This is a genomic window from Hymenobacter citatus (genome assembly GCF_014333615.1).
Lineage (GTDB): Bacteria > Bacteroidota > Bacteroidia > Cytophagales > Hymenobacteraceae > Hymenobacter > Hymenobacter citatus.
Map to the genome: position 1 here is coordinate 1 of NZ_JACSCY010000004.1, position 21,299 is coordinate 21,299.

At 54.8% G+C, this 21,299-nt stretch carries 15 protein-coding genes and 1 pseudogene; 6 read left to right on the forward strand and 10 right to left on the reverse strand.

From position 1 onward, the window contains the following. Positions 1-545 (reverse strand): annotated as a pseudogene (locus H8B15_RS06290) (hypothetical protein); the annotation flags it as partial. A gap of 405 nt (positions 546-950) precedes the next feature. Between H8B15_RS06290 and H8B15_RS06295 the strand changes: the two are divergent. Then, positions 951-2,474, forward strand: coding sequence for a hypothetical protein (locus H8B15_RS06295; protein ID WP_187318828.1), 1,524 nt, complete (start codon positions 951-953; stop codon positions 2,472-2,474). 32 nt (positions 2,475-2,506) lie between these two features. Here H8B15_RS06295 and H8B15_RS06300 read toward each other — a convergent pair whose 3' ends face one another. The 3 genes from H8B15_RS06300 to H8B15_RS06310 form a co-directional block, all read right to left on the reverse strand. Further along, entirely contained in the window at positions 2,507-4,516 is a 2,010-nt protein-coding gene (locus H8B15_RS06300) for an OmpA family protein (RefSeq protein WP_187318829.1), read from the reverse strand. Between the two features lie 105 nt (positions 4,517-4,621). Further along, positions 4,622-5,680, reverse strand: coding sequence for a tetratricopeptide repeat protein (locus tag H8B15_RS06305; RefSeq protein ID WP_187318830.1), 1,059 nt, complete (start codon positions 5,678-5,680; stop codon positions 4,622-4,624). Positions 5,681-5,828: 148 nt separating this feature from the next. Continuing rightward, complete coding sequence (locus tag H8B15_RS06310; RefSeq protein ID WP_187318831.1) at positions 5,829-6,122, reverse strand: hypothetical protein; 294 nt, start codon at positions 6,120-6,122, stop codon at positions 5,829-5,831. Between the two features lie 199 nt (positions 6,123-6,321). Here H8B15_RS06310 and H8B15_RS06315 point away from each other — a divergent pair, with 199 nt between their 5' ends. Beyond that, positions 6,322-6,723, forward strand: coding sequence for a BrxA/BrxB family bacilliredoxin (locus tag H8B15_RS06315; protein ID WP_281383903.1), 402 nt, complete (start codon positions 6,322-6,324; stop codon positions 6,721-6,723). Between the two features lie 163 nt (positions 6,724-6,886). Here H8B15_RS06315 and recQ read toward each other — a convergent pair whose 3' ends face one another. Beyond that, entirely contained in the window at positions 6,887-9,085 is a 2,199-nt protein-coding gene (gene recQ / locus H8B15_RS06320) for a DNA helicase RecQ (RefSeq protein WP_187318833.1), read from the reverse strand. A 177-nt stretch (positions 9,086-9,262) separates the two neighbouring features. On the opposite strand from recQ, the gene H8B15_RS06325 reads away from it, so the two are divergent. After that, positions 9,263-10,240, forward strand: coding sequence for a KpsF/GutQ family sugar-phosphate isomerase (locus tag H8B15_RS06325; protein WP_187318834.1), 978 nt, complete (start codon positions 9,263-9,265; stop codon positions 10,238-10,240). Positions 10,241-10,371: 131 nt separating this feature from the next. Continuing rightward, positions 10,372-11,460, forward strand: a complete 1,089-nt coding sequence (locus H8B15_RS06330) for a mannose-1-phosphate guanylyltransferase (protein WP_187318835.1) — start codon at positions 10,372-10,374, stop codon at positions 11,458-11,460. A 68-nt stretch (positions 11,461-11,528) separates the two neighbouring features. Here the strand turns inward: H8B15_RS06330 and rlmB are convergent, their stop codons facing one another. From rlmB to H8B15_RS06355, 5 genes are all read right to left on the reverse strand, one after another. Further along, positions 11,529-12,443, reverse strand: coding sequence for a 23S rRNA (guanosine(2251)-2'-O)-methyltransferase RlmB (gene rlmB / locus H8B15_RS06335; protein ID WP_187318836.1), 915 nt, complete (start codon positions 12,441-12,443; stop codon positions 11,529-11,531). Further along, the gene (locus H8B15_RS21240; RefSeq protein WP_187318837.1) at positions 12,407-13,612 is read right to left on the reverse strand and encodes a GWxTD domain-containing protein; all 1,206 of its coding nucleotides are present in this window, start codon (positions 13,610-13,612) and stop codon (positions 12,407-12,409) included. Before H8B15_RS21240 ends, rlmB begins: the two co-directional genes overlap by 37 nt. Positions 13,613-13,770: 158 nt before the next feature. Then, positions 13,771-16,764: a glycosyltransferase family 117 protein gene (locus tag H8B15_RS06345; RefSeq protein ID WP_187318838.1), complete on the reverse strand. Its 2,994-nt coding sequence runs from the start codon at positions 16,762-16,764 to the stop codon at positions 13,771-13,773. Between the two features lie 218 nt (positions 16,765-16,982). After that, on the reverse strand, positions 16,983-17,381 hold the full coding sequence (locus tag H8B15_RS06350) for a T9SS type A sorting domain-containing protein (protein ID WP_187318839.1): 399 nt from the start codon (positions 17,379-17,381) through the stop codon (positions 16,983-16,985). 415 nt (positions 17,382-17,796) lie between these two features. Beyond that, positions 17,797-18,558 (reverse strand): biotin--[acetyl-CoA-carboxylase] ligase, encoded by a 762-nt coding sequence (locus H8B15_RS06355; RefSeq protein WP_187318840.1) that lies wholly within the window; start codon positions 18,556-18,558, stop codon positions 17,797-17,799. A 44-nt stretch (positions 18,559-18,602) separates the two neighbouring features. On the opposite strand from H8B15_RS06355, the gene rsfS reads away from it, so the two are divergent. Together rsfS and ftsH are read left to right on the forward strand one after the other, a co-directional pair. After that, the gene (rsfS, locus tag H8B15_RS06360; RefSeq protein WP_187318841.1) at positions 18,603-18,989 is read left to right on the forward strand and encodes a ribosome silencing factor; all 387 of its coding nucleotides are present in this window, start codon (positions 18,603-18,605) and stop codon (positions 18,987-18,989) included. A gap of 77 nt (positions 18,990-19,066) precedes the next feature. Next, positions 19,067-21,187 carry an ATP-dependent zinc metalloprotease FtsH gene (gene ftsH, locus H8B15_RS06365; RefSeq protein ID WP_187318842.1) on the forward strand — a complete coding sequence of 707 codons (2,121 nt, stop codon included), beginning with the start codon at positions 19,067-19,069 and terminating at the stop codon, positions 21,185-21,187. Positions 21,188-21,299: the final 112 nt, after the last annotated feature.

The window sequence follows — 21,299 nt, forward strand, 5'->3', positions numbered from 1 at the left end:
CCGCTGCCAGTCACGTCGCTATGTCCCCAGCCACCGCTGCCAGTCACGTCGCTATGTCCCCAGCCACCGCTGCCAGTCCGTGCCACGTCGCTATGTCCCCAGCCACCGCTGCCAGTCCGTGCCACGTCGCTATGTCCCCAGCCACCGCTGCCAGTCACGTCGCTATGTCCCCAGCCGCCGCTGCCAGTCACGTCGCTATGTCCCCAGCCACCGCTGCCAGTCACGTCGCTATGTCCCCAGCCACCGCTGCCAGTCACGTCGCTATGTCCCCAGCCACCGCTGCCAGTCCGTGCCACGTCGCTATGTCCCCAGCCACCGCTGCCAGTCCGTGCCACGTCGCTATGTCCCCAGCCACCGCTGCCAGTCACGTCGCTATGTCCCCAGCCGCCGCTGCCAGTCACGTCGCTATGTCCCCAGCCGCCGCTGCCAGTCACGTCGCTATGTCCCCAGCCACCGCTGCCAGTCACGTCGCTATGTCCCCAGCCACCGCTGCCAGTGATAGTACTCTCTGATTTAACTAAGAGATTATCGTTAGCACACAGCATTGTGCTAGTGAAAGAAGCAACTTGAAAAAGAGCGATAGTGAGGAGCTGAAACATGGCTATTTTTGTTTTGTGTGTGAGTCAAGTAATTGAACAACACAAAGTTGTAGCACTTTCTGCCCCTATTAAAGGAAGGGATTAGCCGTATTAAGACTAGCTATTTTATTAGTATTTTTTGTATTATCTATATAAAATATTGATTTTTATATTTTATATTTAGCTGAGGTGTGTGTGCTGATCATAAAAATGTGACATTATATATATACACAGGAAATAGTTATGATTTTACAAAAGAAGATTGATGCTGGTTGGTTTAAAAGGTTATTGTTGCTTAAATTGTGACTAACTATAAACGGCATAACTGTATTATTTTTTCTATGTGTTACTTTAAAAAAATGCGTTTCTGCAATGGAAGAGTTGAATAATCTGGTTAAAATTGTGACAGATAGAAAAATATCTGTATCACCTTTACTGAATTTGGGAGATAGAAAGGGGAGTAAGGAAAGCGCTCTTGTTTATTTAATAGAAAAGGATCCTGGAGCAACTTCCTCAAAAATTATAAAGGAGTTATATGGCAACACCACGGAAAGTACTTACGCATCCTTTCGTAAGCTCAAGTCACGAGTCCAGCAAAAACTACTGAATAATCTATACTTTCTGGATCATAACGATCCTCGTTTTCCTGTCTCCCGGAATTACGAAACGCAATGCATTCAACTTTTTCATCAGGCGAATATTCTCAAACTTGAAGGAGAGTATACGCTTTCCGAAAAGCTGATGCGGAAGTGCTTACGTATCGCTATGGACGCTGAGTTTACAACGTACAGTATACTCAGTGCGCGCGCATTGCGCACATTATATGTAGACAGGCGTCAGCCCACCCGCTTCGCTTCGGTGTCAGCAAAATTGAAAAGGCTTCAGGAGGTATCCGACCTAGAGGAAATTGCAGAGCATATCTATTGGGACACCAGAATGTCATCGGCGCATAATGTACAGACGCGCCGAGTCCTATTAGAAAAGCTGGCTAAATACATAGTAGAACTTGAAGGTCTGTATAAGAAAGCAAAAAGCTTCAACACGTTTAATTATCTGTATTTTAGTAAAATAAGCGAATATGAGCTCACTGGTGATTACAATAACATCATCAAGTACACCGCCGAAGTAAATCGGCAGTGGGAGCGAGGCAAGATCAATCAGAAGCGCTTCGACAAGCGGTTCAATAACTTTATGAGTGTATATGCTCACCTGCGGAGCCGGCAGGTGCATAAGGGATTGAAGCTGGCCGAAAAGTTTCTGCTAGATATTCACTACTCTTCAGGCAACTGGTTCTACTTCATGGAGCATTACTTCCTGCTGGCCATGCACGCAGGAAAGTATTCGCAGGCCCGGGAATTGCTAGCGGCTGCGCACAAAAATCCCTACTACCGTAAGCAGCGGGTAGCAGCCCAGCAGCGCTGGGATTTGTTTGAAGCCTACCTGCACTTTGTTTTTCCGGAAAGCTCTCCGTTGCGGGCCATGCACTTCGCCCGCTTTGTGCAATCGGTGCCCGACTTCAGCCGCGACAAGCAAGGGTATAATATTGCCATCCTAATCCTACAGTTTCTGTACTTCCTGCGCAATCATGAAACCGATGCGCTGCTTGCTCGCTTGGAAGGATTGCGGAAGTACCAACAGCGTCACCTGCGCGATGCGGCTACCCTGCGCAGTCAGCTCTTTCTGCGGATGCTGCTGCTGGTAGTAAAAGAAGACTTCAACCTGAAAAACAGCACCAAAAAAGGGCTAGTGCTACTAAACCGCTTGCGCGATGTTCCGCAGCCTGGTGAGGCATTTGCGGAAATAGAGATTATTCCCTACGAAGACCTGTGGCTGCTGACGCTGGACATCCTGCGCCAATGGCACGATGTAGATCCAGAACGAAAGCTGAGAAAATAAAAAGGCGGGCCCGTTTAATCGGGCCCGCCTTTTTATTTCCCAGTTATTTTGAACTCGGTGCGCCGGTTGAGCTGCCGGCCTCCATCCGTTGTATTGGGAGCCACGGGCTGGGTATCGCCGTAGCCGGCGGCGGTGAGGCGGTTAGAGTCTACGCCATGCTGGGTGAGGTAATCTACCACGGCTTTGGCGCGGCGCTGGCTCAGATCCTGGTTGTAGTCAGCTTTGCCTACATTATCGGTATGGCCGGATATTTCCAGGCGTAGGGTAGGAGCTTCGGCTAGCAGCTTTTGCAGGCGCTCCAGCTCCGCGGTACTCTCGGGACGGAGGGTAGCTTTGCCAAAGTCGAAGAAAATGTTGTTCAGCACCACTTTCACCCCGAGGTCTGCTTTTTTCAGGGCAATGTCTTTTACTACCTCAGCGTAGGCGGCGCCAGCCGGCACATCAAAGTTTTCGGAATAAAACAGGTAGCCATCCTGCCGCACCACAATGCCGTAGTTCACGCCCGAAGGCAACGACACTAGGTAGCGCCCCGACTGCGCGTTGGCCCGAAAGGCAGCAATCGTTTGATTGAGTACGTTGTCTACTACCTCAATGGTCGCCTCTACGGGCTGGTGCGTCATATCATCCGTCACGGTACCTTTCAGAATGGTAACCTGTGCAGTAGCAATAGGTACGGCAGCGGCCAGCAGCGTTTCCTTAACCGGTTGAGCCCGCGAAGCCAGCAGTTGGTCTTCCTGGCTAAGCACGGGCGGTTTTTCGGGGCCAAGAAACGTGATTTGGTAAATGTCTTTGGAGCCTAGCCCATCTTCCCGAAAGGATGAGTAATAGCCGTGCCGACCCGATGCTGAAATCACAAAAAACACATCATCATCTGGCGTATTGATGGGCCAGCCCAGGTTTTCGGGCTTGCCCCATTGGCCGTTTTCGTAGACCGATTTAAAGATGTCATACCCACCCATCGAGTTGTGACCCTCGGAAGAGAAGTACATGGTTTTGCCGTCGGGATGCAGGTAGACGCCTTCTTCGCCATACGGTGTATTAATAATAGGACCTAAGTTCTGTGCGGGGCCACGACCTTCGGGCTGAACGCGGTATATGTCGCGCCCGCCCAGGCCGCCTTCTTTATCCGTCACAAAATAGAGTGTGCGGCCATCCGGCGAGTAGGCCGCCGACGATTCGTGACCGCGGCTATTGATGCGCGAGCCTAGCTTCTGCGGCTTGCGCCACTCGGTGCCGCGCAGTTCGCTTTCGTGCAGGTCGCCGCCATTGTCTTCTACATATACTACTAACCGTTGACCATCGGGCGAAAGGCCCACGGTCGCATCGTGGCCGTCGGTGTTGATGGGCGCACCCAGGTTGAGGGCTGAGCTCCACTGGCCGTTGGGTAGGCGCGTGCTTTGGTAAATATCCTCGAAGAAACCACCCGTTTCGGGGTCCTTCTGGCCACCCGTAGAGGTAGCGCGGCGCGAGGTAAACAGGATAACCGATTCGTCGGCCGAAATCACTGGGCCGTAGTCGGGGTAGGGCGAGTTGACGCCGGCGCCGGCATTATCGATGAATACGCGCGCGGGCTTACGCGTAAGCTGCTGCCCATTTTCGCACTCCTTTATCTTCTTCTGAATATCCGCTGCCCAAGCCGCTTTGTCTTTGCTACTGGCGTTGGGCTGGGCTGCTTTATATTCTTTGATGGCTTCTGGCCAGCGTGCGTTCAGGTGTAGGCCCCGCCCGAGCAAATAGTGGATGGTTGGATCTACATCAGGATTGAGTTTGTAGGCTTTCTGCAAATACGCCAGCGCCTTTGGCTTAAATCCTGAATGCAGGTAGCAGTCCCCGATTTTTAAATTGAGCTGCGCATTATCGGGGTTGAACTTCTGGGCCGCCAAATAGTGCGGTAGTGCCAACTCATAGCGCGAAGGGTCCATATCGTACCAACCGTCGCCTTCTTTCAGTTCGCGCTGAGCCGTTTTCAATCCTTCTTTGTCGTTGCCGAAACGGTCTTTGCTAAATTCTACGTTTTGCGCTTGCGTAGTCAGCGTTAGCAAAAAGCCACACAGGGTTAACGCCAATTTTCCCCAGCGGTTTGCGGAGGTAGGCACACGAAGGTCTAGAGGTCGTTGCATCGTCACAGAAATCAGCCGTTCACTTATCTACTCACCGTTGCAGCCTGAATTGGCCGCGTATGTTTTGCCAATTTCTAAACCCAACTCAGCCGCCTTGCGCCAATCCTGGCAAGCCCCGCCGGCATCGCGCAGCATTTCGCGGGCGTGGCCACGATTGAGGTAGGCCTCAGCGTACTGCGGGTTGAGCGCAATGGCCTTGCTGGCATCATCTGCGGCCTTTTTATAATCTTCCAGCTTGAGGTAGGCAGCGGCCCGGTTATTCCAGGCAAAGGCGTAGCCAGCCTGCAAGGCCACGGCTTTGCTGAAATCGTCGGCGGCACCTTGGTAATCACCGGCCTCGTAGCGCGTGGCGCCGCGGTTGGAGTAGGCCACGGCATTATCCGTTTTTTTAGTCAGGTACTCATTGTAATCAACCAGTGCAGCTTTCAAGTCGCCGGCGCGGCGGCGGGTGGCCGCGCGGTTGAGCAAGGCCGGCAGCAAATCAGGCTGAAGTACCAATGCCTTGGTATAATCCTGAATGGCAGCCGCGTAGTTACCGAGCTGGCGCTGGGTGCTACCCCGATCATGATACGCGTAGGCGTAGGTAGGGTCTGTTTTGATAGCTTGGTCAAAATCGGCTCGGGCAGCTTGATAATCAGCCTTTTCGAAGCGCAGCGCGCCTCGGTAATACCAGGCGGGCGCGTAACCGGCTTGCAGCTCTGTAGCTTTCGTATAGTCCTGCTCTGCCTCATCGCGTAGCTTTAGCGCCTCGCGGGCCTGCCCCCGACCAAAATAGGAAGTGCCGGTAGGCTCCAATTGAATAGCGTGGTCGTAGTCTTGCACGGCAGGCTGATATTCCTGCAACTCATAGCGCGTAGTGGCGCGGTTGTAATACGCCTTGGCAAATTCAGGCTTGGTGGCCAGGGCTTTGTCAAAATCGAGCAGGGCGGCGCGGTAGCTTTTCTGATTATACTTGGCTACGCCGCTATTATAAAGCTTCTCCGCCAGCTGGTCGGGCGGGAGGGTAGTGGCTCGTACTGTATCTACCTGCGCATGAGCGGCGCCAGTGCACAACAGGCCAAAAGTCAACGCAACTATCTTTCGCATACTATTCCGCCGGACCGTACCAACGCGGAATAAATATAACTTCTATTACTGAAGGCTGCGCTAACTACTTGAAAATTCGTTTGTTAGTATAATTTAATCGGGGCAGAACAAAATAATCAGCCCAGATTTAGGCGCCAGAACCGAGTACTTACTGGGGCAGCTGCGTGCGCACCAACTCTTCCCACTCGGCCCGCAATGAGCCCGTGTGCACCGGTCGCCCAGCTCGGCGGTACCAATACGCAGCGTTTGTCTGGTCGCCTTCTTGGCGGTGAAGGCAGGCGTGCAGCCAGTTATACGTTGGGTCATCCTCGTGGTCTTGGGCGATAGCGTGGGCACGGTGCCATTCGTCGCGCCCGGCATACCATAAGGCTTCAAGTAAAGGGGTAAGGCCGGTTGGTGGTTCCGATTGGGTAAGGGTAGCGGTGAATTGCGTGCGGTTCATAGAGAAGGAGAGCTATAGTTTGTTTCTGTTTACGCAGAAAAACAAGGTTTGGTAAACCGCAACGGCTTCTTTGTGGTTGTGACAGCAAATGCCTTTCGCATAGCGGAGTTTCTGTATTTTTGCAGTACTCCGCTGAGAGTCAATCGTTGATTTTATTTCATTTAGCCCATTTCACGCAATGGCAACGTATCCTGAATACATGGTAGCTCCCATCCGCCAAGACCTCGTAGAGGCTGGCTTCGAGCAACTCATGACCCCCGAAGAAGTAGACGCCGCCCTTAATCCCGATCAAGGTACTGTGCTGGTGGCCGTGAACTCGGTGTGCGGTTGCGCCGCCGGCAAAGCCCGCCCGGCCCTGAAGCTGGCCGTGGCCAGCGCCGATAAAAAGCCCGACCGTCTGGTAACTGTGTTTGCCGGTATGGAAGCCGACGCGGTAAACAAAGTGCGTGAGCACCTGCTGCCCTACCCGCCTTCTTCGCCCTGCATCGCCCTATTCAAAGATGGCGAGTTGGTGCACATGATTGAGCGCTACCACATTGAAGGCAACGACATGATGCGTATTGCCAACAATCTGCAAGGTGCTTTTGAGGAGTACTGCTAATCACGGATTTTTCGGATTGGTTGGATTTTGTAGCCGATTCCTGTAAAAACAGAAGGACTTGCCATGTTGGCAAGTCCCTCTGTTTTTAAGCGAATACGGTTGGCAATCAAGTGAATTGTCTACAAAATCCGACCAATCCGTCTAATCCGAAAAATCCGTGAGCCTAGTTGGCCACTTCACTCAAGAATTTAATCCGCATCAGGCGCAGGTCTTCTTCGGTGTAATCGTCGGTGCCGAGTTCTTTGAGCGCTACGGCAATGTTGTCGGTGTTTGACTGCATGAAATAGTCGTAAATCTCATCCTGGCGCTCCTCGTCCAATACATTATTAATGTAGTAATCGAGGTTGAGTTTGGTACCAGCGTAACAGATGTGCTCAATTTCCTCCATCAGCTCGCGCATATCGAGGCCTTTGGAGGCGGCAATTTCCTCCAGGTCCATCTTTTTGTCGATTTGCTGGATGATGTAAATCTTGATTTTCGACTTGTTAACGGCCGATTTCACCACCACGTCGGCGGCTGTTTCAATGTCGTTTTCCTCTACATATTTCTTAATGAGGGCCAGGAACGGCGCCCCAAACTTCTGCGCCTTGCCCATGCCTACCCCGCCAATGTGGGCCAGGTCGTCCATCTTGGTGGGGAAGGTCGTCGCCATTTCCTTCAACGACGGGTCCTGAAACAGTACGTACGGCGGCAGGTTTTTCTGCTGGGCAGTCTTCTTCCGCAACGCCTTTAGCATGTCAAACAGCGTCTCGTCGTGACCGGCGGCCTGCTGTTCTCCCTCTTTTTCTTCTTCCTGCTGCACCTCTTCCTCGTAGTTATGGTCTTTGGTGAGCTTAATCGCGTAAGGATTTTCGATAAAGTCAAGTCCTTTGGCCGTAATTTTTACAACGCCAAAGCTCTCGATGTCCTTCTGCAAGAAGCCGTTAAGTAGTGCTTGCCGCAGTAGCGAGTGCCAGAACTGCGCATCGTGGTCTTTGCCCTGGCCGTAGACCGGCAGCTTGTTGTGGCCGTAGCTTTCTACGTGGGCGTTTTTCATGCCCATCAGCACCGTGCCGATGTGGTCGAGTCCGAACCGCTCGTTGGTTTGCACCACGGCTTTCAGAGCCATTAGCATTTCATCTTTCGCTTCGAAGCGCTCTTTGGGGTGGCGGCAGTTGTCGCAGAAGCCGCAGTCTTTCTCAAAGGTCTCGCCAAAGTAGTGCAGCAACTGCCGGCGGCGGCACACGGCCGAGTCGGCGTAGTTGGCCATTTCCTGAAGCAGCAGTTTGCCGTTGTCGCGCTCCGTTACGGGCTTGTCTTTGTTGAACTTCTCCAGCTTCACGATGTCGTCGTAGCTGTAGAACATCAGGCAGTTGCCCTCCAGGCCGTCGCGGCCGCCGCGGCCGGTTTCCTGGTAGTAGCCTTCTATGCTCTTAGGCGTGTCGTAGTGAATCACGAAGCGCACGTCGGGTTTGTCGATGCCCATGCCGAAGGCAATGGTGGCCACAATCACGTCAGCTTCCTCGTTCAGAAACGCATCCTGGTTGGCCATGCGCACGTGCGGGTCGAGACCGGCGTGGTAGGGTAGGGCCTTCACGTCGTTGACCTTCAGCAGCTCAGCAATTTCCTCTACCTTCTTGCGGCTCAGGCAATACACAATGCCGGCCTTGCCTTTGTGCTGTTTCACGTACTGAATCAGCTGCTTCTTGGTGTTGTGCTTGGGCCGCACCTCGTAGTACAGGTTGGTACGGTTGAACGAGGTTTTGAACACTGAGGCATCGTCCATTTGCAGGTTTTTCTGGATGTCCAGCTGCACCTTGGGCGTGGCCGTGGCCGTGAGGGCAATGATGGGCACATTAGCGCCCAGGTTATCGATGATGCCGCGAATTTTGCGGTACTCGGGCCGGAAATCGTGGCCCCACTCCGAGATGCAGTGCGCCTCATCAATAGCCACAAACGAAATAGTCGCCTTGTTCAGAAACTCAATGGTTTCGTCCTTGGTCAAGGACTCCGGCGCCACGTATAGCAGGCGTACTTCGCCGGTGATGACGTCCTTTTTCACCCGGTTCATTTCCGACTTCGACAAGGTCGAGTTCAAGAAGGCTGCGTTTACGCCGAACGCATTCAGCTGATCCACCTGATTCTTCATCAGGGCGATAAGCGGCGAAATAACGATGGCCGTGCCCGGCAATACCAACGCCGGCAGCTGGTAGCACAGGCTCTTACCCGCGCCGGTAGGCATAATCACGAAGGTGTTCTTGCCTTCGATGACATTCTGAATGACTGCTTCCTGGGTGCCGCGGAACTGACCGTACCCAAAAACTTCCTTTAACTTGCCTTTCAGATCAGCCTCTGGCAGGGGAGCTTGTTTAACGGCTGGCATAGACTTCCTCACTTCTCGGTTGGGTGATAGTAGACGAGAGTCTCAACTCATACTGAGTTGAATTCTCAAGCTAAGAAATTTTACAATAGCGGTGGAGGATGCCGAAAGCCAGAAGCGAAGTACTATTTCGAACTACCGCCAGCAGCAGCTTAACCGTTACGTAATATCAAATTTAGATTGAAAGCGCCTAACGACATCTACTCCGTCGCAAAAAAAGTGCTGTTGCAAGAAGCCGAGGCTATCCGGCAGGTAGCGGCGAGGCTGGATGCTACCCCAGATTTTGCACAATGTATAGCTGCCATCCTCGCGCTGCCGGGTAGGGTAGTCGTGACGGGCATTGGCAAGAGTGCCCACGTGGCCAGCAAAATAGTGGCTACTCTGAACTCGACGGGCACGCCCGCCCTATTCATGCACGCCGCCGATGCCATTCATGGCGACCTGGGTATGATTCAGCCGCAGGATTTTGTGGTAGCTATCAGCAAAAGCGGCGACACACCCGAGATAAAAGTGCTGGTGCCCTTGCTCAAGCGCCGAGGCGTGCCGCTGGCCGCGCTGGTAAGCAACGCCGATTCCTACCTGGCCCAACAGGCCGATTACGTGCTGCACGCGCCCATAGAGCGGGAAGCCTGCCCACTGAACCTGGCGCCTACCACCAGCACCACCGTAGCCCTTGCGGTTGGCGATGCGCTGGCCATGTGCCTGCTCGATGGTAGACAATTCACCTCCCAGGACTTTGCTACCCTGCATCCAGGCGGTACGCTGGGCAAGAAGCTCTATCTGAAGGTAGGCGACATTTCGGTGCAGAATGCCAAGCCACGCGTGAGTACGGAGGCGCCGCTCAAAGAAATTATTCTGGAAATCTCAGGGAAACGATTAGGCGCAACCGCCGTACTACACCCCGCTACCGACGAGCTGCAAGGCATTATCACCGATGGCGACCTGCGCCGGATGCTGACTAATTTCGATGATTTGGGGACCATTAGCGCCCGCGATATCATGACGCCGAGTCCGGTAACCGTAGATTTAGAGGACTTTGCCGTGGAAGCACTCAACCGCATGCAACAGCGAAATATCACGCAACTCGTAGTCCTCGATGGAAAGCAGTTCAGCGGATTCATCCACTTGCACGATTTATTACGGGAGGGCTTGATATAAGCTCCGTCTCGAATCTAATCATTATTAAAGTATAATTAATTTGGTATTGTGTAGCACTTGATAAATAAAATAGGATATTTGTACTTCTACAGTTGAATTTTTCTTATCTAAGACACTCCGCATCAGATTGTATGGCGCAGAATACCTACCTCGTTGTGATGGCCGGCGGCATTGGCAGCCGGTTTTGGCCATTTAGCCGCACGCATCATCCTAAGCAGTTCCATGATGTGATGGGTATCGGGCGCTCCATGCTGCAACTCACCATTGACCGCTTTGCTGAAATATGCCCGATTGAGAACGTATTTGTGGTAACCAATCGGGATTACCACGATTTGGTGCAGGAGCATTTGCCCCACCTACCCTCCGACCAGATCTTGGGTGAGCCCATTGGCCGCAATACAGCCCCGTGCATTGCCTACGCCAGCTACCGCATTGCTCAACGCGACCCACAAGCTACCATCATCGTATCGCCGGCCGACCACGCCGTGGTAAATGAGGAGGAGTTCCGGCGCGTTATCAGCCAAGCCGTAGATGCGGCCCGCTCCAATGACGTTCTGATTACGCTGGGCATTCAGCCCTCGCGCCCCGATACGGGCTATGGCTACATTCAGTACATGGATGATGCCGACAACTCCTTGCCCGGCGGCCTGTTCAAGGTGAAAACCTTCACAGAGAAGCCGAATCTAGAACTGGCACAGATGTTTGTGAGCAGCGGCGACTTCCTCTGGAACTCCGGCCTGTTTGTGTGGCGCGCCGATGTTATTCTGCACGCCTTCCGGCAATACCTGAGTGATATTTCGGAAGTGTTTGATGAGGGTGCTACCCAATTGGGTACAGCGCAGGAAGAGGACTTTATCTCGGAGGCGTATTCCCGTTGCCGCAACATCAGCATCGACTATGGTGTGATGGAAAAAGCAGATAACGTGTACGTCCTACCCGCCGACTTTGGCTGGAGCGACCTGGGTACTTGGGACTCGCTGCACCGCATCGGCAAGCGCGACGAGTGCAACAACGTTATCGACGGCGACGTGATTCTCTACGATACCTGCGAGTGCGTCATCAAAACCCCCTCTGAACGCCTAGTAGTGGTGCAGGGCTTGGATGGCTATATCGTGGCCGAGTACGACAACGTGTTGCTCATCTGCAAGCGCACCGAGGAACAGCGCGTGAAGGACTTCGTAGCTGATGTGAAGTCGAAAAAAGGGGTAGGGTATAATTAATCAGCCCTACCTAAATAAAAAGCGGCCGCCTGTACTGTACAGGCGGCCGCTTTTTATTTGATCCTACTTTACTGCTTAGCTGCTAATCGTTGGCGTAGTACTTCAAACAGCATAATACCGCTGGCAACAGACACGTTGAGCGAGCTTATTTGCCCGGCCATTGGGATACGTAGGGTATGGTCGGTGAGGCGTAGGTACTCAGGGGAAATGCCATCTTCTTCGCTACCCATGAGGATGGCTACGGGGCCGGTGAGGTCTACGGCGCCGGTTTCCAGGCTGTCCTCGGCCTTTTCGGTGCAGCCTACCACCTGAATGCCCGAGTCGTGGAGGAAACGGATGGTGTCCTTTAGGTTCGGCTCACGGCACACCGGAATCAGGTTGAGCGCACCAGCCGAGGTTTTCAGCGCGTCGCCGTTGATCTGGGCAGCACCGCGGCTGGGGACCACAATGGCGTGGGCACCCATACACTCGGCATTACGGGCGATAGAGCCAAAGTTGCGCACGTCCGTGATACGGTCCAGAATTAGCAGCAAAGGCGTCTTGCCTTCCTCAAACAGCCGTGCCACAACATTATCCAGCGGGGCGTAGTCAATAGGCGAGACGAACGCCACGGCACCTTGGTGATTCTTGCGCGTCAGGTTGTCGAGCTTTTCCAGCGGTACCATCGCCACCGGAATATTCGCCGCTTTCGCGAGGGCCGAAATATCCTGCGTGATGCTGTTTTTGGTGGTGCGCAGCAGGAAAATTTTCTCCAGCGTGCGACCAGCGTTTAGCGCTTCCAGAATAGGACGCAGGCCAAACAACATCTCAATGCTGCGGTCGGCAGCGGGCCGGTGGGGGTAGCGCGGCTTGTCGCCGTCGGCGCGGGGCTCACGGGGGCGCTCCTCGCGGTTGTCGCGGCGGGGTACGGGACGGTTGTTTTCGTCGTAGAAGGTGCGGCGCTCGGTTACCGGGCGGCTTGGGCGGTCAGTCCTTTTCTCCATTGGTCCACGGCGGCGTACCAAAGCATTTCATACTCAGGGCGGCGCACCAAATCATAGTTGTCGGGAGCAAAGGTACTGGGTTTGGCCCGGAACACATACGTGCCGCTGGCAATTGCCGGCGCGTGGTACACCCAGCGTTCCTCTGTGCCCGCCCGATACACCGCATCTGGCGGCCCCAACACCAAGTAGAGCATACCACGGTCGGTCATCCAGCCGGCTTTATGGGCCGAAAAAAGTCGGTTTGCTTCTGCTACCCTGCCATAATACATACGAATCATTTGCCGGGCCGTATTTTGATTGTTGCCTGCAATATTCAGCCAAAATGAATCGGTGGCCCGTTTTGGGTCGTTGGCTGAGTATATCTGTTTACGTTCAGCGGAGGTAGTCAGGTAGATGAGCGGCTCAATTAGCTCTGGCGCAGTAGTTATTTCCGGATAGGCATTATTCTCGGCCAGCAAACCCATTGCCGGCGTCTGTGCATCGTCTTGCAATGCATAAATACCCTGACCAGCCAGCCGTACCAACTGGCCTGGTCGGACATTCACCGTATCACGAATGGTGAGCGTGCGGGGCTGCGCAGGTTGTGCCGCAGGGTTGGTCATGGGCGGAAGGGCCGCGGCAAAGGCAGCATCGTACTGCTTTATCTTAAAAGGATGCTCCAGCCCGTAATAGGCTACCCCAAACGTCTCGTTGGTGCGCACGTAGCGTCGTAGGAGTGGGTCGCCCAGCGAGTCTACGAGCACATAAGGTCGCGTCAAACGGCTAGCAGTAAGCAGTAGCCACGCCTCGCCACTGGCATCAGGAAAGGGGGTAGGATCAGGCTGTACGCTGATGATTTGGTTGGCCTGCAAACGCGCTGCTGGCAAGATCACCTCCACTAACGTACCGTCTGGGGCTTGGCGCAGTTGCCGGGCCAAATGCCGTACTGAATCGCGCCACAGGGGCTGTTTGGCATCATAGCTGGCCCACACCGCTACGTATAGTGCCTTGCCAATAGGCGGCGCGCCCGCCGGAAATCGGACGTACAGCCGCAGGCTGTCCGCTTCGCGGCGGGTATCGGCCTGCGGACAGTTGGGGCGGTACTGGCCGCTGAAATCGTGGCGCGGTGGAAGAACGGCCTGCGTGCAAACTGGCAGCAGACTCAGCAGACAAAGCAGAAAGAGCTTCACACTAAACAGATTATAGAACAGAAGTAAACTTCTGGATACGTAAGAAGCGACGGCAAAGGCATTGTTCTGTGTTTTTGCATAGCTAATAAAAAGGCAAACAGCCGGCTTCCGTTAGAGAGACCGGCTGTTTGCCTTTTCAATAGTCAAGAAAGTGAGACTTACCTCCCGCCTTGCAGGTACGGCCCCAGCGTTTGCATGGCTTTGCTGGCTCGTTGCTGGTCGCCTACTTGCTGGGCTGCGAAGTAGATGCTTTGTAGCGTAATCAGCGCCTGGCTCACCTCCTGATCAAACAGGGCACTGCTGTGCGTGGTATAATAAGCCACGCTCCGCTCCGCCCGGCTAGTCATGAGGTCCATAATCTGGTTGGCCTTGGGCCGCTCGCCCACTGCTACCAGCGCGGGCACCAACTGCGGCGTGTAGTAGTCGTAGGGAATCGCCTTATCGGGCATCACCGTCAAGCATTTGTCTACTACCTTCTTAGCGGTAGCCGTGTCGCCATCGGCGAGGTAGGCATTGGCCAAGCGTACAAACTTGTCGCGGTAGTTAGCCGGGAAGCGCAGGTTGTTTTCGTCGTAGAAAATGCTGGCGTTGTCGAGGCCGCGGTACAGGAACTGGTTCATCAGCTTGTCATACATCAACGCTTTTTCCACGTAGCCATCGTCATTACTCTTCGGCGAATAGTTGGGGTCCCGGAGGGGTAGGATGCGGTAGGCCATGCCCTCTAGCTGAAAGTACGGCTGCAAGCCCAGCATATCCGACGGCACCACAGTGCTAGAGAAATAGATGGGCCGCTTCCAGTTGTTGGTGGCGAGCATATCCAGAATCACCAGGCTCTTCTTTTCAATGGCTCGTTTGCCAATGGAGAATTCCATTTTACCCACCAGCTGATTGCGACGGTCTTTCGGGATGATACCGCTTTGCAGTACCGCCGTGGTATCAATAGGCAAGTAGAAGCTTGGGGAGGGGAAGGAGAGCAGGGTAGGGCCGCCCTCGCCGTAGCTAACCTTCAGTAAGTCGCTGTTCTGACCTACAAGGCTGATAAAGTCCTTCAGGTTGACTTCGCCTACGCTGGGATTTTCGGCGTAGGGCAGGTAGTCGTTGGTGCCTTGGGCATAGCGCGAGCTGTCCAGCGAGATGGGTAGGGGCTGGCTCTGGTAGCTGCGGCGCTTCATCTGCGCGATGTACCAGTCCGTGTTGAGGTAGCTGAGCACGGCCACGCGTACGTCGGTGCGCACACCTTCTACTTCCTGAGCGTACCACAAGGGGAAGGTGTCGTTGTCGCCGTTGGTGAACAAGATGGCGTTCGGGGCGCACGAGTTGAGCAGGTTCTTGGCCGAGTCCACGGAGTTGTAGCGGCCCGAGCGGTCGTGGTCGTCCCAGCCCTGGGCCAGCAAGAGGCCTGGGGCCAGCAGCCCGAGCAGCGTCACGGCGCCCGCGCGGGCCGTGTCGGCTTTCACGACTTTGCCCAGCAAGTCGGCCAGGGCCAGCACGCCCAGCCCGATCCAGATGGCAAAGGCATAGGTGGCCCCCGTGAAGGTGTAGTCCCGCTCCCGCGGCTCAATCGGGGGCTGGTTCAGGTACACGACGATGGCCAGGCCCGTGAAGACGAACAGCAGGCCCACGATCAGCGCATTCTTGCCGTCGCGGCGGGCCTGGTAGAACAAGCCCAGCAGGCCTAGGATGAGCGGGATGGCAAAGAACTGGTTGCGGGCTTTGCTCTCAGCCACGCGCTCGGGCAGGCCCTGGCTGGTCTCGGTGGGCCACACGGTGCCGGCCTGCTGCACGTCCGACTCGCGCCCGGCGTAGTTCCACAAAAAGTAGCGCCAGAACATGTGCCCCATCTGGTAGCGAAACAAGAACGACAGGTTCTGCCCCATCGTCGGCTTCACCCCCTCGCGAATGTCGACCCACTTTTGGTATTCCTGAATATGGCGCGGGTCATTGCTATAAAGACGAGGAAGGAGCATTTTATCCTCGTCGCGGTACACCAGTTCCTGGCGTCGCTCGGCTACCACGTACTTATCGCCTTGGCGTACGTAGCGCGGGGCACCGTCCTGCTGGCTGACCGCTTGCGCGTTGAACTGCGGGCCGTAGAGCAAGGGCCGGTCGCCATACTGCTCGCGCTTGAGGTAGCTCACGAAGCTAAGCACGTCCTCGGGGTCGTTTTCGTTGATGGTGGGGTGGTAGGAGCTGCGAATCGGCACAATCAGGTAAGACGAGTAGCCAATCAGGATGAACACGAAGCACAGCATGAACGTGTTCAGCAACTGTGAGCGGCGCACGAAGCTTTGGCGGAAACCCAGCCAGATCAGCCCCACCAGCAGCAGCATAAACAGGACGATTCCTGAGTTAAAAGGTAGCCCCAGGTTATTGATAAAGAACACCTCGAAGTTGCCGGCCAGCGTGGGCAAGCCCGGAATAATGCCCACCAGAATAGCCCCCACCAGCACAAAGCTGACCACCAGCGTGGCGATACCACCGCCCCAATTCGGGTTGGTCTGCCGGCGGAAATAGTAGAGAAAGCCCAAGGCTGGAATGGCCAGTAGGTTCAACAGGTGCACGCCGATGCTCAGGCCAATCACATACGCCAGCAAGACCAGCCACTTGTCGGAGTCGGCCTCATCGGCGCGGTTCTCCCACTTCAGCATCAGCCACACCACCGCCGCCGTGCCCAAGGCCGACATGGCATACACCTCCGCCTCCTCGGCGTTGAACCAGAACGAGTCGGAAAAAGCAAACGACAACGCCCCCACCGCGCCGGCCCCCACAATCAGCAGGCTCTGGCCCAGGGTAGGGGCCAGGCCCCGGTCGTCGTGCAGGCCGGGGCGGCGCAGCACGAGCTTTTTCGCGAGCAGCGTGATGCTCCAGAACAGAAACAAGACGGTGAAAGCGCTGCTCACAGCCGAGAGGCCGTTGACGAGCACGGCCACTTTCGTCACGTCGCCGAAGCTAAGCAGCGAGACCAGGCGGCCGAGCAAGAGGAAGGTGGGGGCGCCGGGCGGGTGGGGCACAAGCAGCTTATAGGAACAGGCGATGAACTCGCCGCAGTCCCAGAACGAGGCCGTGGGCTCCAACGTGAGCAAATACACCAGCAGCGAGACGCCAAACACGCCCCAGCCCACACCATTATTCAATCGAGAATACGAACGCATACAGAAGTAAGAGTAGGCTGACGGAATGCTCCACCTGCCGCGGCACTAAAAAGGTTAAGCTAAAGAAGAAAGCATAGCGAGCGAAGCGCCAAAAATAGACAATAAATCGGGCCGTGTGTAGGCTAACGTTCGGAGAGAGTCTGAGAATGCGCGGGGCATAAAAAAAGCAGCCGGGGTGCCGACTGCTTTCCAAATATATAAAGAGGAGGGTAGAGAACTTAGTTTTGAAGAACTAAGCGCTTGGTGCTCACAACTTTCTCATTCATGAGCAAGCTGTAGAAATACATGCCGGCGGGTAGGTCCGATAGGTTTACAGGCATAGAAAACTCACCGGGAGCAGGCTGCAACGCAACCGTGCGTACTTCACGGCCCAGAATGTTGCTCAAGCGTAGCTTATATTCCTGTCCGGCTTTCTGCGTGATGGAAACCATCACCATGCCACGGGCCGGGTTGGGGTAGAGGCTTAGAGTAGAAGTCAGGGAGCGGGCACTTTCGCTGGCGCTGGTAGTGGCGGCAGGCGGCGTCACCGACGACTGCGCCGTAACGGGCATCGCCAGCAGCGTCAGCCGCACGCTCATAAACAGGCCAACCAAAAAAAGTCGTGTAAAGGTGTTCATGACATCGGGCAGGGTCAAAACCGACGGGTAGGAGTTGTCGGTTGAAATGGAAAAGATGAATTTTACTAGAATAGGTAGTACAACAAGCACGCCAGACCAGCGTTACGCCTTATTCGGTAGGCTTGTTACTGTCTTAGATGCTAATTGTAGCCGAAAGGTTGCGCATAATGTCATATAAAATCTAAAATTTAGATGAACTCCCTAAAATAATCGACAATTCAGATATAAACGTCGCAGATGCGGCTTGGTGTTCGTTCCATTTTTTTGGAATGAAGCTGTTGAGAAAGTTCCAAAGGCCGTCATGCTTCGACAAGCTCGGCATGACGTTCTTCTTTGCGCAGATATTACTTTAAGAACAAGTCTAAAGTATTCTCTGCCCTGCCGCGTCTACCTCCATACCAGTAGCATGCAGTGCTTAGCGATAAACGATTTCCTGTAGCCCAAACGCTCGCAACTCATGGTCGATGCGAACTAAGAGACGACCGGTAGGGTCGACCCCTTCAATCCAACCCGTTACTATTTGTCCTGCTACCTCATATAAAGCTGGCTGCTGGTAGCGATACAGCACATGAAGGTAATCCTGCTGCTGTTGCGCTACTTGCCCGGCTCGTAGTTGCAAATAGCGTGCTTCTAGGCTTTCTAAGAGCCGGGCAGCTAGTGCGGGCCGCACGTGTGGCCTGCCCGTAAGCAAGGCCAGTGAGGTAGCAGTAGGCATTGCAAAGTGCTGCTGATTGATATTTAAGCCAATTCCAACGATGCTATGCTGAATCTTTGCGCCGCTCAGCGTGTTCTCAATCAGTATTCCCCCTAGCTTTTGCGTACCGAAATACAAATCGTTCGGCCACTTCAGTCGTAGGGCTGGGTCTGGCCCGAGCAGGGTAGCAGCCCAGTCATGCACAGCCAGGGCCACGGCCCGGCTCAGCTGAAACTGATCGGTGGCGGCCAGAAAGGTAGGGCGCCACACCACCGAAAGCGTTAGGTTTTCGCCGGCTGCTGCCTCCCAGCGGTTGCCGCGTTGGCCCCGCCCAGCGGTCTGATTGTCGGTAATGACGGTACAGCCGTCGGTGGCGCTGTTTTTGACTACAAGATTATGGGCTTCCGTGTTGGTGGAAGCGCATTCGGGCAGCCAAAGCAGCTGTTGACCCGTGAAAAGCGTTTGGGGGGCAAGTTCCTCCACGTCTTTATTCGTATGTTGTGACGTTCAAACCTAATAATACCTTGATGAAAAGTACCCCGGTTCGGCAGGATTCGGACACATTGGCAGATATTGTAGTGCGCGGCATGCAGGACAAGAAAGGCGTCGACATCGTCGTGCTTAACCTGCAGGAGTTGAAGAATGCCGTAGCTGATTATTTCGTGATTTGCTCCGCTTCGTCTGATACGCAACTGGACGCGCTGGCGCGCTCCGTGGAAGAGGAAGTAGAGAAAGTAACTGGCCAGCAGCCCTGGCAAATGGAAGGCCGCACCAACCGAGAGTGGGTGCTGCTGGATTATGTAGACGTAGTAGTACACATTTTCCTACGCGACCGGCGCCAGTTCTACGCGCTGGAAGAGCTGTGGGGCGACGCTGAGATTACGTACGTAGAGGAAGAAGCCGCCACTCAGTAAGTTACGCGCGCCTACCCCGAACATTTAGCGCTGGCGGCGTGTTCCGCCTATGTTTTTCGCTTTAGCATTTCTAGTTCATGCCTGATCCAACGCCCAAAAAGAAAAAACCTACGCTGCCTTCCCCCGCCCCGCGGCCCGGAATGCAGTTGTGGGTGTTGCTGGGGCTGGTAGTGTTCATCCTTGGGGTGGTCTACTTCACCGGCACCAATTCTGCTACTAAAATCAATCAACAACGCTTCGAGCAGCTGCTGGCAGCTGGCGAGGTAAGCAAAATTACGCTGCTCAACGACAAGCTGGTGCAGGTAACGCTGACGCGCGAAGCCGCCCAGAAGAACCTAGCCAACCGCGACGCACGTAACCGGCCGGCGCTGGGTGCTACCAGTGCCAATGCCCCACAATACTACTTTCCGGTAGTGGATGGTAAGTCGTTTAAAGACGATCTGGACAAGCTCCAGGCAAACCTGCCAGCCGGCCAGAAGAAAATCGGGCTGGACATAGAGACCGATCAGGGCTATGGCCAGTACATCAGCACCTGGGGCGTCCTGATTCTGCTCTTTGTGGGCTTCTGGTTCCTGATGCGCCGCATGAGCGGAGCAGGTGGCCCCGGTGGCCAGATCTTTAATATCGGCAAATCCCGCGCTGCTTTGTTTGAGGGCGGCGACAAGGTGAAGGTGACGTTTAAGGACGTAGCCGGCCTGGAAGAAGCGAAGGAGGAAGTGGAGGAAATCGTAGAGTTCCTGCGCAACCCTTCCAAGTTCACGGTGCTTGGGGGTAAGATTCCGAAAGGCGCTTTGCTGGTAGGTCCTCCCGGTACGGGTAAAACTCTGCTAGCTAAAGCCGTAGCCGGTGAGGCCGACGTGCCTTTCTTCTCTCTATCGGGCTCCGACTTTGTGGAGATGTTTGTGGGGGTAGGCGCCGCCCGCGTGCGCGACCTGTTTAAGCAAGCCAAAGCCAAAGCGCCCTGCATCATCTTCATTGATGAGATTGATGCCATTGGCCGCAGCCGCAGCCGTGGCAATGTACCCGGCGGCAACGACGAGCGCGAAAACACGCTCAACTCCCTGCTGGTAGAGATGGACGGCTTCGGTACCGACTCAGGCGTTATCATCTTGGCCGCTACCAACCGCCCCGATACGCTGGACTCGGCGCTGCTGCGTCCTGGTCGTTTCGACCGCCAGATCAGCATCGATAAGCCCGACATTAACGGGCGCACGCAGATTTTCAACGTGCACTTGAAGCCGATTACGCTGAACGACGACGTGGAAGCGAAGAAGTTGGCTGCCCAAACGCCCGGTTTTGCCGGCGCCGAAATTGCCAACGTCTGCAACGAAGCCGCCCTCATTGCCGCCCGCCGCGACAAGAAGAAGGTAGGCATGCAGGACTTCACCGACGCCATCGACCGCGTGATTGGTGGTCTGGAGAAAAAGAACAAGATCATCAGCCCCGATGAAAAGCGCATTGTGGCCTACCACGAAGCCGGCCACGCCATTGCAGGCTGGTTCCTGGAGCACGCCGACCCCTTGGTGAAGGTGAGCATTGTACCACGTGGGGTAGCAGCCCTAGGGTATGCCCAGTACCTGCCCCGCGAGCAGTTCCTCTACAACACCGAGCAGCTAACCGACGAAATGTGCATGGCCTTGGGTGGCCGTGCCGCTGAAGAGTTGATTTTCGGTAAGATTTCGACGGGTGCGCTGAGTGACTTGGAGCGCATCACCAAGATGGCTTACTCCATCGTAACGATGTATGGTATGAACCCCAAACTGGGCAACATATCGTACTACGACTCGAAAGGTCAGAATGAGTACGGTTTCTCGAAGCCCTACTCGGAGGCTACCTCACAGATGATTGACGAGGAGGTACGCAGCATTATTGAAGCCGCCTATGCCCGCACCAAAAATCTGTTGACTGAGCGCAACAAAGAGTTGGAAACCATTGCCCAGGAGTTGCTGGCGAAGGAAGTGCTGTTGCAGGACGACCTGGAACGTTTAGTAGGTCCGCGCCCGTATGGTGCCCAAACTAGCTACCAGGCTCATATGGCTGGCACCGACCGCAGCGAAACGCTGAGCGAACTGAAGGACGAGCACCCTATCGCCCTTGGCGACGACTTGCCGGATATGAACCTACCCGGCATCGACGACAAGCCTGAGGGACCACGCTCTACCGATGTTCCCAGCGGCGGTGCCGTAACGCCGGTATAGTGTATTTGCTTTTGCATGCAGAAAGCCAGTGTCTCGTAAGAGGCGCTGGCTTTTTTGTGTTCGGATACTTCTCAAACTAAACTGTCATCCTGAGCATTCCGCGCATCAAGCG